The organism is Kitasatospora sp. NPDC038210 (assembly GCF_055600605.1).
Genome location: NZ_JBVJYK010000001.1, coordinates 569,532 through 582,091 on the forward strand (window position 1 = coordinate 569,532; position 12,560 = coordinate 582,091).

General features: G+C 72.3%; 9 protein-coding genes. 8 read left to right on the forward strand and 1 reads right to left on the reverse strand.

Annotated features, from left to right (window positions below; genetic code table 11):
* Positions 1 to 127: 127 nt before the first annotated feature.
* The 8 genes from ACZ7KX_RS02235 to ACZ7KX_RS02270 all read left to right on the forward strand — a co-directional run bounded on the left by ACZ7KX_RS02235 (position 128) and on the right by ACZ7KX_RS02270 (position 10,650).
* On the forward strand, positions 128 to 1,147 hold the full coding sequence (locus tag ACZ7KX_RS02235; protein ID WP_470324841.1) for an LLM class flavin-dependent oxidoreductase: 1,020 nt from the start codon (positions 128 to 130) through the stop codon (positions 1,145 to 1,147).
* Between the two features lie 89 nt (positions 1,148 to 1,236).
* Positions 1,237 to 2,556 (forward strand): LLM class flavin-dependent oxidoreductase, encoded by a 1,320-nt coding sequence (locus tag ACZ7KX_RS02240; protein ID WP_470324842.1) that lies wholly within the window; start codon positions 1,237 to 1,239, stop codon positions 2,554 to 2,556.
* Positions 2,557 to 2,818: 262 nt separating this feature from the next.
* On the forward strand, positions 2,819 to 3,367 hold the full coding sequence (locus tag ACZ7KX_RS02245) for a nucleoside 2-deoxyribosyltransferase domain-containing protein (protein WP_470324843.1): 549 nt from the start codon (positions 2,819 to 2,821) through the stop codon (positions 3,365 to 3,367).
* A gap of 40 nt (positions 3,368 to 3,407) precedes the next feature.
* Positions 3,408 to 4,214: a biotin/lipoyl-containing protein gene (locus ACZ7KX_RS02250; RefSeq protein ID WP_470324844.1), complete on the forward strand. Its 807-nt coding sequence runs from the start codon at positions 3,408 to 3,410 to the stop codon at positions 4,212 to 4,214.
* A gap of 84 nt (positions 4,215 to 4,298) precedes the next feature.
* Entirely contained in the window at positions 4,299 to 6,422 is a 2,124-nt protein-coding gene (locus tag ACZ7KX_RS02255; RefSeq protein ID WP_470324845.1) for an NHLP family bacteriocin export ABC transporter peptidase/permease/ATPase subunit, read from the forward strand.
* Between the two features lie 3 nt (positions 6,423 to 6,425).
* A complete protein-coding gene (locus tag ACZ7KX_RS02260; protein ID WP_470324846.1) occupies positions 6,426 to 9,455 on the forward strand; it encodes an NHLP bacteriocin export ABC transporter permease/ATPase subunit in 3,030 nt (1,009 codons plus the stop codon).
* Positions 9,452 to 10,462, forward strand: a complete 1,011-nt coding sequence (locus ACZ7KX_RS02265) for a DUF8094 domain-containing protein (protein WP_470324847.1) — start codon at positions 9,452 to 9,454, stop codon at positions 10,460 to 10,462. The genes ACZ7KX_RS02260 and ACZ7KX_RS02265 overlap by 4 nt, the downstream gene beginning before the upstream one ends.
* 44 nt (positions 10,463 to 10,506) lie before the next feature.
* Positions 10,507 to 10,650, forward strand: coding sequence for a hypothetical protein (locus ACZ7KX_RS02270; protein WP_396550633.1), 144 nt, complete (start codon positions 10,507 to 10,509; stop codon positions 10,648 to 10,650).
* A gap of 557 nt (positions 10,651 to 11,207) precedes the next feature.
* On the opposite strand, the gene ACZ7KX_RS02275 is transcribed toward ACZ7KX_RS02270, so the two are convergent.
* Positions 11,208 to 12,551: a phenylacetate--CoA ligase family protein gene (locus ACZ7KX_RS02275; protein WP_470324848.1), complete on the reverse strand. Its 1,344-nt coding sequence runs from the start codon at positions 12,549 to 12,551 to the stop codon at positions 11,208 to 11,210.
* Between the last annotated feature and the right edge of the window lie 9 nt (positions 12,552 to 12,560).

Sequence of the window (12,560 nt, forward strand, 5' to 3'; positions counted from 1 at the left end):
TCCGGACGGTCGCACTAGGGTGGCGCGAAAAGGCGGCCGGCCCGGGATTCTTCACGCCGCGTTCCGCATTCATCGGGTGAGCGCCGCCCGGTTCGTCGGCGGACGTACGTGAAAGTTGGAGTTGCGCGTGTTCCTGGGTGTGGAGATCGGCGAGCCGGAATCCGCGCGGTCCGCCGTGTCCGGCTGCGTGCGTGCCGCGGGACTGGCCGAGCGGGGATCCCTGGACTTCTTGACGCTGGACGAGGCCCTCACGCCCCCGGCGGTCTCCGCGCCCGTCCGGGGGGCGGCCCAGAGCCGGTTGAACCCGGTGACCGCGCTCGCCCACGTCGCCCCGCGGACGACCTCGATCGGGCTCGTCGCCACGGCGACCGTGACCGGTCTCGAACCCTTCCACGTGTCGAAGGCCCTGGCGACGCTGGACCACGTCAGCGGCGGACGGGCGGGCTGGTGCGTGCGGGTGGCCGGGGGTTCGGAGGAGGCCCGGCTCCTCGGCGAGCGCCCGGACCGGGACCTCTCCGAACTGTGCGAGGAGGCCGCCGAGTTCACCGAGGTGGTCGCGCTGCTCTGGGACAGCTGGGAGGACGGGGCGGAGATCCGGGACGCCGCTACCGGGCGCTTCCTGGACCGCACCAAGATCCGTGCCGTGAACCACAAGGGCCGGTACTTCCGGGTGAAGGGCCCGGGAATCGTCCCGCGACCGCCGCAGGGGCACCCGGTGACTGCCGTGCGGATCACCTCGGAGCAGGAGCTGGCGCTCGCCGCCCGCGCCGACCTGGTCTTCGGCCGCCTCGAACGGCTCGCCGACGCCCGTCCACGGCTCAGGAGCGGAACCAGGACGATCGCGGACCTGTTCGTGGACCGCCGCGGGCTGCCGGCCGGCCGGTGGGCGTGGGGGACCGGAGGCGCGTTCGAGACCGGCGGCGTCGGCGAGTTCGCGGACTTCCTCCAGCGGCACGCGGGGACGGGCCCGGTGGACGGGTTCCGTCTGGTGTTCGCCGAGGTGGGCGCGGAACTGGCCGGCTTCGTCGACGAAGCCGTCCCCGAACTGCGCAGGCGCGGGCTCGTCACCCCCTGGCGCGAGGAGTGCCGCACCTTCCGCGAGCACCTGGGGCTGCCGCACCGGGCGCCCAACAGCATGGTCCCGTAGGGGAACCACGTCACTCCGTCCGCACGGACCGGCCCCGAGCACGGAACGACCGGGTCCGCCGGGCCCGTCACCATCCTAGGAAGCCCTCAGTGAACCCTGAACCGCGCCGACTCCACCTGGGCGTTCTCTTCCCGGTCAACCCCAGTACGACGGTGTGGCAGGGCGGCCGCCCCGGCAGCCAGATCGACTTCGCCGCGATCGCCCGGCTGGCCCGGACCGCCGAGCGCGGCGGGTTCGACTACCTGTTGCTCGCCGACGACCTCCGTCTGCCCGAGCGCGACGGCGAGGTGACAGAGGTCGGAGTGGCCGGCCGGCACGACCTGCTGACGATCCTCTCGGCTGTCGCGGCCGTCACCGAGGACCTGGGCCTGGTCGCCACCGTCAACACCACCTTCAACGAGCCCTACGACCTGGCCCGTCAGCTCGCCACCGTCAACCACCTCTCGGGCGGGAGGCTGGGCTGGAACGTGGTGACCACGCCGGACGCCTGGGTCGGCGAGAACTTCCGGCGCGGTGGCTTCCTCCCGCACGCCGAACGCTACGAGCGGGCCGCGGAGTTCGTCGCGCTGTGCCGGGCGTTCTGGCGCTCCGGCGGGCCCTTCGGTACCGGGCCGGTGGCCCACGAGGGAAACCACTTCCGGGCCGGGGGAGTGGCCGACACCGCCTACGAGGGCGTCGAGCCGGTCCTGGTGCAGGCGGGGGACTCCGAGCAGGGGAGGGAGTTCGCAGCCGCCCACGCCGAGATCGTCTACAGCAGGAAGCGGGGCCGCGCGGGCCGTGAGTTCTACGCCGACCTCAAGGGAAGGCTGGCGCGCCACGGGCGCGCCCCGGGGCAGTTGAGGATCATGCCGGCGATCACCTACGCGGTCGGGCGGTCCCGGGCGGACGCCGAGGAGCGGGCGCGGGCACGGCAGCTGGACATCGTGACGCCGCAGTTGGCCATCCACCACCTGGAGGGGCTCTGGGGGCGCGACCTGTCCGCCCATGACCCGGACGGACCGCTGCCCGGCGTCGACCCGGACCCGGACGGAGGGGCGTTCGTCAGCGGACGGCCGAGCGGCATGGACGCACGGCGGAGGGCGGAGCGGGTGGCGTTCCTGCGGCAGGTCGCGGAGTCCAGGAAGCTGTCGATCCGGCAGCTCGTCGCGCTGATCACTTACACGAAGCCGCTGGCGGGCACGCCGTCCGACATCGCGACCGAGATGATCGAGCACGTCGGGGCCGGCGGTTGCGACGGGTACATCATCGTCCCGGACCGGGCACCCGGCGGGCTGGACGACTTCGTGGAGCACGTGGTTCCCGAGCTCCGGTCCCGCGGGGTCCTCCCCGAGGAGTACGGGCCCGGCACGTTCCGGGACCGCCTGGGCCTCACGGAACACCGCCGGACGCCGGTGGAGAGCGCTCGATGACACGGATCGCTGTCACGGTGGAGCGCTGCCCTGCGCGCCTTGGTGGCACTTCCGCGGAAGGCTTGCCGGGTGCCGGAGTCCGGAAATAGCGTCTGCACCACCACCGAGCGGAGCCGCGGGTTCCGTCCGAATCACTTCCCCGTATCACCTGTGACGGTTCGTCATGTCACGACGACGTGACGGGGCGGCAGCGAGGTGCTGCGACGGCGAAGCAGCGCGACGGCCACCGACCGCCCTTCCGTCCCGAAGAGGAGAATGTGCCGTGAACGGACCGACCCTCCGGGTCGTGGGATCGCTGGAGGAGTTCCCCTCCGCACCCGAGGAGCTGACGGTGTTCCTGGCCGGCGGCATGCGCAACTGCCCCGACTGGCGGCAGGAGGCGATCGAGTCGCTCGCCGGCCAGTGGCGCCGGGCGGGGGCCGACCGCCCGGTCACGGTGTTCAGTCCGAGCCGGGTCGTCCCCGGCCGCGCGTTCAGCCAGGAGCTGGTGCGCTGGGAGCACGACGCCCTCCGCTCCTGCGACGTGGTCCTCTTCTGGTTCCCCCGGGGCAACGAGAAGGCGCCCGAGCAGCCGATCGCGCTCTACGAACTCGGCGTCGCCGCTGGGACGTTCAAGACCATCGCGGTCGGCGCCGAGCCCGGCTACGTGCGCCGCGAGGATCTGCGGGCCCAGCTGCGGCTGATCCGGCCGGGCCTCCCGGTGCGCGAGGACCTGGCCGCCACGGTGGGCGACGTCGTCCAGGCGCTCCTGCGCACGGAGAAGGCGCTTGGCGGGGCGTACTCGGCGGCCGCCGTCCTCCAGGCCGTCTGACCGGCGGGCGGCGCCCCGACCGCAGGAAGGAAGCTCAACCGTGCAGTTCCGTGAGCAGGCACTCGCCAAGCTCCAGTCCACCACCGACCTCGGCACAGCGGCGACGCTGGCCAAGCCGCGCAGCCTGGTCGCGCTGCTCATGGTCACGGTGCTCGTCGCCCTCGGGTCGCTCTGGGCGTTCACCGGGGCGATACCGCGCCAGGTGACCGTGCCCGGCATCCTCACCTACGGGCAGGGCAGCTACACCCTGGACAGTCCCGTCTCCGGGCAGATCACCGGCGTCTTCGCCCAGCAGGGCACCACCTTCCCGGCGCAGGCCCCGCTGTTCACCGTCCAGGTCGACTCGACCCAGCAGACCGTCCGCGCCTTCAGCGGCGGACGCACCACGGCGATCCTGGCGCAGGTCGGCCAGGTGGTCACGGCCGGCACCAATCTCGCCGTGGTCGAGCGCGTCAGCGGGCCGACCGATCCCCTGATCGCGGTGCTGTACGCACCGACGAGCAGTGCCGGGCTCATCACCGAGGGCAGCACCGTGGACCTCGACCTGCGGTCCGCCCCGGCCCAGGAGTACGGGGTGCTGCGCGGCGTCGTCCAGTCGGTCAGCCAGTTCTCGCAGACCCAGAAGCAGATCGCCGCCTTCCTGGGCGACGCCCAGCTGGCCGGCCAGTTCTCCGGCCAGGGCCAGCCGATGCAAGTGGTCGTGCGGCTGCTGACGGAACCCGGCACCACGAGCGGGTTCCAGTGGTCCACCCGATCCGGCCCGCCGTACCTGATTGATTCCCGCACGCTGGTGAGCGCTTCCGTGCACTTGCCATCGGTCAGACCGATTAGCTGGGTGTTGTCGTAGATGTCCGAACTCACCACCACCGACGGAACTCCGCGGACGAGGACCCGGCCGAGGCGCCGTCCGGCCCGTCGCGCCAAGCCCCCGATGGTGTTCCAGATGGAGGCGCTGGAGTGCGGGGCCGCGAGCCTCGCCATGATCCTCGCCCACTACAAGCGCTACGTGCCGCTGGAGGAGCTGCGGGTAGCCTGCGGCGTCTCTCGGGACGGCTCGAAGGCCTCCAACGTCCTGAAGGCGGCCCGCAGTTACGGCCTGACGGCGACCGGGCGGCGGATGGACACCGAGGCGCTGGCGAAGCTGGCGCCCCCGGCGATCCTGTTCTGGGAGTTCAACCACTTCGTGGTCCTCAACGGCTTCGGCCGGCGCCTGGGTCAGGACGTGGTCCACCTCAACGACCCCGGCAGCGGTCCGCGGGTCGTCAACCTCGCGGACTTCAACGAGAGCTTCACCGGCGTGGTGCTCACCATGTCGCCGGGCGAGGGGTTCCGCCCCGGAGGCCGGCGGCCCGGCTTCCTCGCGAGCATGCCCACCCGGCTGCGCGGGAGCTGGGGGCTGCTCGCCCTGAGCACCTACGTCAGCGTGCTGCTCGCGGTGGTCGGCGTGGCGTACCCGGCGCTCACCCGGGCGTTCGTCAACTCCATCCTGCTCGGCGGCGACCGCTCGTTCCTGACGTCGTTCTTCGGCCTGATGGCGGCGACCGTCCTGGTGACGGGCGTGCTCACCTTCCTGCGCCAGACCTTCCTGCTGCGGCTGCGGATCTCCAACGCGACGATCAACAGCAGCCGTTTCCTGCGGCACGTGTTCAGACTGCCCATCAACTTCTTCGTCCAGCGGAGTCCGGCGGACATCAGCAGCCGCGTGCAGTCCAACGACCAGGTCGCCGTGACCCTGTCCGGCGACCTGTCGAGCATGCTGGTCAACGCGCTGGTCGTGGTGCTGTACGCCTGCCTGCTGTGGGCCTACGACCCCTGGCTGACGGTGCTGAGCGTGTCGCTGTCCCTGCTCAACATCGTGGCCCTGCGCACGGTGGCCCGGATCAGGGCCGGCGGGGTCAGCCGGCTGGCCACGGACGAGGCGCAGCTGTTGAACACCTCGTACAGCGGCCTGCAGCTCATCGAGACGATGAAGGCCACCGGCGGCGAGAACACCTTCTTCCGGCGCTGGGCCAAGGAACAGTCCGTCGTCGTCACCGGGCAGCAGAAGGTCGGCGTGCCGAGTGCCGTCATGGCGGTGGTCGCGCCCACGCTGGCGTCCGTCACCACCTCGCTGCTGCTGCTGATCGGCGGCCTGGAGGCCGTGCGGGGAGACCTGACCGTCGGTCTGCTCGTCGCCTTCCAGGCCCTGGTGTCGGCGTTCGTCAGTCCCATCGCGCAGCTGATCGCGGTGGCTCAGCGCGTCCAGGACTTCGCCGTCCAGGTGTCCCGGCTGCGCGACGTGGAGAACTACCGCCCGGAGGAAGGGCCGGAGGCCTCGGACGGCCCGGCCGGGCGTCTCGCGGGCAACCTGACCTTCGACCGGGTCACCTTCGGCTACAGCCCGCTGGACGCCCCGCTGGTCAGCGAGTTCTCCTTCGCGGTGGGCCCCGGACGCCAGGTCGCGCTGGTCGGCGGCTCGGGGAGCGGCAAGTCCACCGCGGTGCGCCTGATCTCCGGCCTCTACCGGCCCTGGGAGGGCTCGGTGGACATCGACGGCCGCCCGCGCGAGAGCATCGCGCCGGAGGTGCTCAGCGCCTCGGTGGGCTTCGTCGACCAGGACGTGTTCCTGTTCGAGGGGACGGTGCGGGACAACATCACGCTCTGGGACTCCTCCATCCCGGACGACCAGGTCATCGCCGCGCTCCGCGACGCCGCGGTGTACGACGTGGTGTCCTCGCGCCCGGGCGGCATCCACGCCCACGTGGAGGAGGACGGCCGCAACTTCTCGGGCGGACAGCGCCAGCGGCTGGAGATCGCCCGGGCGCTCGTCCGCAAGCCGCGGCTGCTCGTCCTGGACGAGGCGACCAGCGCCCTGGACGCCGAGACGGAACTCCTGATCATGAACAACATCCGCCGCCACGGCTGCGCCACGGTCGTCGTGGCCCACCGGCTGAGCACCATCCGCGACAGCGACGAGATCGTGGTGCTGAGCCGGGGCGACGTGGTCGAGCGGGGGACGCACGAGGCCCTGTCCGCGGCCGGCGGCGCCTACGCCCAGCTCATCAGGGAGCACTGACGCATGAGCACGACATCCTCCGGGCCGGTCGCCCCGGTCGCCCCGGTCGCCCCGGCTGCGGCGACTGCCCCGGCAACCGAGGCGGTCCCGGCCTGGCGACCGCCGGCCGGGACCGGGACCGAGGTCGACTTCGGTGAGGGACACGTCCGGCTGACGGACGGGGACACGCTGTGGGTGGTGACCGAGGGAGCCGTCGACCTCTTCGTCGTGGAGGCCGTCGAGGGCGGTCCGTGGCACTACGTCAACCGCTTCACCGCGGGTGCCGTCCTCGCCGCGCCACCGGCGGGCGCCACCGGCGTGCCGGTCCTGCGGCCCGTCCTGGGCGCCCGCGTCCTGCGCCTCGACGCGGCGGACCTGGCCGGCCTCCTGTCCGCCTGCACCGGCTCCGGGCACGCCCGCTCCGGCTGCGGGCACGCCTGCGAGCCCGCAGCCCGGCGTGCCGCCCTCGCCCGGGGGATCGACGCCGGGCTCGACGGTCTCCTCGGCTTCGTCACCGAGCCGCCGGACTCCCGTGAGCACCGGCTCCTGGGCGCCGGAGGCCGGGGCGAACTGGCCGACGGGGAACGCGGCCGTGCGGCCGGGGACTTGCTCTGGATCGAGGTCCTGGCCGGCCGCCTCCGGGTCGGAACGCCCGACAGCGGCGAACGGCTCTCCCGCGGTGACACCTTCGTGGTCACCGGGGGCAGCACCGTCCAGGGCGATCCGACGGCCTCGTTCACCACCTGCGCGACCGGCGACCTGCTGGCCGGCAGCCGGTGGCGGGACCGCCTGGCCGAGGTGAGCGGGCGCCTGATGCGGATGGCCGACCGGGTCATCGCCGCCGACGGGGAGCAGGCCGAGTCCCGGATCCGGGCCGTGCGCGAGATGGAGGACGCGCTCGCCGACAAGGCCAACCGGGTCCTGACCGCCGTGCTCCAGCCGGCCGAGCACGTCTCGCGCAGCGGCCCCGTCCACGCCGAGGACCCCACCGAGGCGGTCTGCCGGATCGTGGCCGACGAACTGGGCATCGCCATTCCGCCCGCGCGCGGCTCGGCGGCCGGCGGCAAGACCGGCCCGATCGAGGCGATCGCGGTGCGCTCGCGCTTCCGCATCCGCGCAGTGGACCTGGGCGCACGCTGGTGGCGTACCAACATCGGCCCGTTCGTCGGGCGCCGCGCCGCCTCCGGCGAGCCGGTGGCCTTCGTCTGGAGGCGCGGACGGTACGTGGCGTGGGACCCGGTCACCGGCGAGCAGGACCCGGTGCGGGACCGGACGGCGGGGGAGTTCGACGACACGGGGGTGCTGTTCTACCCTCCCCTGCCCGAGCGGCCGGTCGGCACGGGACGGCTCATCCTCTTCGGCCTGAAGGGCAGCGGGCGGGACATCCGCAACCTGATCGCCTTCACCCTGGTCGCGGTGGCCGTCGGCGCCGTGGTGCCCGTCAGCACCGGGCTGGTCCTGGGGACCTTCGTCCCCTATGCCGAGACGGACCTCATCGTGCAGGTGTGCGTCCTGACGCTGGTGGCCGCCCTCGCGTCGGCCGTCTTCGCGGTGCTGGAGAACCTGGCGCTGCTGCGCGTCGGGGGCCGTTTCGAGGCCACCCTGCAGGCCGCCGTCTGGGACCGGCTGCTGCGCCTGCCGGCCCCGTTCTTCCGCCGGTACTCCACGGGTGAGCTGGCCGGCGCGGCCCTGGGGGTGAAGAACATCCGCACGGTGCTGATGAACGTGAGCTACGTGGTGCTCTACTCCAGTGTGGTCGCGGTGGTGAACCTCGCCGTGATGTTCTGGTTCAGCGTGCCGCTGGCCCTGCTGGCCGGGCTGTACGTCCTGGTCGCCGTGGTGTTCTTCCTCGTGCTGGGTGCGCGGCAGATGACCTGGCAGACCCAGTCGCTGGACCTGGAGCACAAACTCGCGAACCGGGTGTACCAGCGGCTGCGGGGACTCCCCAAGCTGCGGGTGGCGGGTGCCGAGAACCGTGCCTTCGCAGCCTGGGCCAACGAGTTCGCGCAGCAGAAGGAGCTCCAGAAGCGCATCGGCCGGTACCAGAACGCGGCAGCCACGTTCAACGCCGTCTACCCGCTCATCTGCGTGCTGCTCACCTTCGCGGTCATCAGCGGGCCGGCACGGGGGGAGCTGTCGATGACCAGGTTCCTGTCCTTCAACGCGGCCCTGGGCATCGTCCTCGCGGCCGTCATGCAGGTCACCAACTCCCTCTCCTCGGCCTTCGCCGTGATCCCCATGTTCAAGCGGATGAAGCCGCTGCTCGCCGAGCTTCCGGAGGTCTCGGAGACGCACACGGTCCCGGGCGACCTGACCGGGGAGATCGAGGTGAACCGGGTGACGTTCCGCTACGACGAGAACAGCCCGCCGGTGCTCGACAACGTGTCCCTGAGCATGCGGCCGGGCGAGTTCGTGGCGATCGTCGGCCCCAGCGGGTGCGGCAAGTCCACCCTGCTGCGACTGCTGCTCGGCTTCGAGACCCCCTTCAGCGGCAACGTCCTGTACGACGGCCAGGACCTGGCCACCCTGGACAGCGCCGCGGTGCGCCGGCAGTGCGGCGTCGTCCTGCAGCAGACGAAGCCGTTCGCCGGCACCGTCTTCCAGGCCATCACCGGAACCCTGAACTACAGCCACGACGACGCGTGGGCGGCCGCCGAACTGGCGGGCATCGCCGCGGACATCCGCGCCATGCCCATGGGGATGCACACGATGGTGAGCGACAGCGGCACCTTCTCCGGCGGCCAGCGGCAGCGCCTCGCCATCGCGCACGCCATGATCCGCCGCCCCAGGATCCTGTTCTTCGACGAGGCCACCAGCGCGCTGGACAACGAGACCCAGCGGATCGTCACCGAGAGCACCCAGCGGCTGAACGCGACCCGGGTCGTCATCGCGCACCGGCTCTCCACCGTCCTCGACGCCGACAAGGTCGTCGTCCTCGCCGAGGGCCGGGTCGCCGAGTGCGCTCCGCCCTCCGATCTCCTCGGCGACCCCACGAGCCTCTTCCACCAGTTGGTGCGCAGGCAGATGCACGAATCAGAAGGAGCGATGACATGAACCTCAGGAGGAGGGGACTCCGGCTGCGGGCCGCCGCGGCCACCGTCCTGCTGGCGCTCGGAGGGACGGCCGGCTGCGGCTCGGTGCGGGGCGGCGCCACCGGCGCACAAGCGACGGCCCCGGAGACGGGCGTCTCCCGGGCGGACGCGGTGGCGGCGGTCAGCCGCTATGACGACGAGAACAACCGGGTCAACGGGGCCCTCGACAGCGCGGGCCTGCCCGGCATCGAGACCGAACCGCTGCTCAGCGCGGACGTCGCCTGGATGCGCATCAGCAAGGAGCTGAACCAGTCGGTCGCCCCGATCAGCGACCAGGGAATCACCGTCCACGCCCCGGCGGGTTCGGCCTACCCCCGCTGGTTCCTGGCCGTGTCCAGCCGGGCGCAGGGCGGCATGCCGTTCCCCGGCCCGACGTACCGCGTCTTCGTGCAGGCGGGGCCCGGAGCGCCCTACCTCGCCGCGTACTCGCTCACGGCCGGCGGGCCGGTGCCGAAGGTCGCCGTCGACGCCGCGGGCACCGCCACCGCCGTCACGAGCCCGGACGGTCTGCTGATCCCCCCGGGGACCCTGGGCACCGAGATCCTCGCCCACTACCAGCAGAACCTCGTGGGCAAGGACGGGTTCGCCTACAGCGCGCCGCTGGACGACAACCTCTCCAGTGGGTTCGCCGCGGGGACGAAGGCCCTCAGCGGCCGCGGTACGACCCTGTCCCGGGCGCTGACCCGGACGCTCCCCGAGAGCTACGCCCTGCGGACCGAGGACGGCGGCGTGCTCGTGTTCACCGCCGACGTCGTCACCGACACACTGACCCCGGTCCAGGCCGACGGCACCGTCTCCCTGGGCCCGAAGAGCAGCGACGCCGCGCAGTTGGGCAAACCCGGCGGCGCGACGGCGAGCCGGTTCACCATCAGTCGGCTGCAGACCTTCCTGACGTACGTCCCGACCGCGGCCTCGGGGTCGAAGGCCCAGGTCATCGGCTACAACGAGGTCCCCACAGCTGTCAGTTGACCACTGCCAGGCACACCCGCGAAACACCACCAGAGGAGTACACCATGAAGGACGACACCTTCCGGAACACCGACGCCGAGGACGCCGCCGCGGCGGGCACGGAGGTCGACGAGGAGATCAGCGACGGGGACCTGGACGCCATCGGCGGCGGCGACGGGGGTCAGCCGACCTACCCGCCGTACGTGTGAGCCCCTGTGCCCGCGACCCCGGCACCGGGGTCGCGGGCACTCGGCATCGGTGGAGGGTGACGCCGGGGCGCGGCGTCGGTGCGGGTTTCGGGCATTCCACGCGGTGCCGGTTGCCCATCCTCCGGACGGTGTCGCCGAAGACGACGCGCACCTCGCCCCGGGCGGCATCGGAGAAGCCGGCCGAGGCGTCCCGCCGGAAGGCCTCGGCCCGGTGCGAGCAGCCGGAGTAGAACGGGGTGGGCATGCCGAGGCCCTCGATCAGCATCATCATGGTCTCCCCGCCGTACTTCCCGGCGGTGGCCCAGGTGGCCTCCTTGACCGACCGTCCCCGGCAGGTGCCGCTGTAGTACCAGAGCGCGGCGGGGCCACGGCCCTCGGCGGCGCTCCGGACCTGTTCCCGCGTCACCCAGCGGGCGGCATCGTTCGTCTGACCGGGCAGGACGATCCCGTCGTTCTTGGGCAGCCACCCGGTCTCGCGGGGCACCGAGTTTCGACCACCTCGGCCCTGGGGCCGAGGTGGTCGAAGTGGTCGTGGCGGTCGAGCTGGTCGCGGACCGTCACAGGTAGCCCGAGCGTTCGGGGCCGTCCGGGAGCGGCAGGAGCTGGACCACCGGGTTGCGTTTGCCGCCCGGGGTGAAGTGGAACGCCTGATCCGGGCGGTGACGCAGTCGGAAGCCCTGGTGCGGCCCGAAGGTCGCGGCGAGCCGGGTGTTGAGGTCACGGACGCAGGCGGCGGCCGGTTCCGCGGGGCCGGCGGTGACGAGGTCGAGCGTGCCCGGTTCGTCCTGGACGACCTGGTAGTCGGGGAGTCCGGCGGCGGCGAGCGAGGCGAGCAGCGCGTACGGCGAGTAGACGGTTTCGTCCCGGCCGACCAGGCTGCAGCGGGCGCGGCCCACGAGCCCTTCGGTGACGGTGCCGGGCAGGCCGCAGCCGCAGCTGGTCGGGCGGGGCGCGAGGTCACCGGTGACGTAGCGGATGACCGGCATGGGCGTGGACACCAGGGAGGTCAGGACGATCTCGCCGACCTCCCGGCCGTCGGCAAGCTCGATCTCGGGCAGCACGAAGTCGTCCTGGAAGTGCAGGCGCCGCCGCCCGCACTCGAAGGCCGCGTAGCCGGTCTCCGCGGTCGCGTACAGCATGGTCACCGGGCAGCCGAAGGCCTCCTCGGCCAGCCGACGGCCGCTGTCGGGCATCTGCTCGTAGGTGGCGACGACTCCCCGCGGGCGCAGGGCGATGCCGCGGTCCAGGCAGTACCGGGCCAGGGCGATGACCCGGCTGGAGGAACCGGTGATCTGGTCGACGGGGAGACGGCCGACCACGGCCTCGTAGTCGGCGACGATGCCGGGGTCGTCGGGGTCGTACCCGCGCAGGTTGCACTTGACGTAGGGCCGGGGCAGCATCACCGGTTCCAGCAGGCGGGTGCCGGGGAACAGCAGCCCCAGGTTGAGCACGGTGCCGGTGTCGGGCAGGCCGAGGAAGGCGCTGAACCGCTCGCGGACGACGTTGGTCAGCAGCCCGCCGGTCTCCGCGGTGGACAACAGGGTGACGGGCTGTCCGGTGCTGCCGCTGGTCTGGGACAGGAAGAACGCACCGGGGGCCATCCGGCCGGTCGCGTCGCGGGTGACGAAGTCGAGGAAGCGCTCGCGCAGGTCGCTCTTGTGGACCCGCGGGAAGTCGCGCAGGCACGGCCGCTCGCGGGAGCGAAGGGCGGCGTAGTACGGCGCCCGTTCCACGGCGACGGCCAGCAGGTGGTCAAGACGTTCGCGCCCCCGGTCCGGGTCGTACGGCGCCAGGTCCTCGATCTCCTGGCGCTTCTCCAGGAACCAGCGGGACGACGCCTTGCGCGTGATGCGCTCGCGAAGCCGCTCGGCTGCGTGCGCAAGGTCGCTGGGCAGGTTCAACGCGGGCCT

Excerpts from the sequence above, each read along its gene's own strand:
- ACZ7KX_RS02270 (WP_396550633.1), top strand. The coding sequence starts at position 10,507 with ATGAAGGACGACACCTTCCGGAACACCGACGCCGAGGACGCCGCCGCG.
- ACZ7KX_RS02260 (WP_470324846.1), top strand. The coding sequence starts at position 6,426 with ATGAGCACGACATCCTCCGGGCCGGTCGCCCCGGTCGCCCCGGTCGCC.
- ACZ7KX_RS02265 (WP_470324847.1), top strand. The coding sequence starts at position 9,452 with ATGAACCTCAGGAGGAGGGGACTCCGGCTGCGGGCCGCCGCGGCCACC.
- ACZ7KX_RS02255 (WP_470324845.1), top strand. The coding sequence starts at position 4,299 with ATGGTGTTCCAGATGGAGGCGCTGGAGTGCGGGGCCGCGAGCCTCGCC.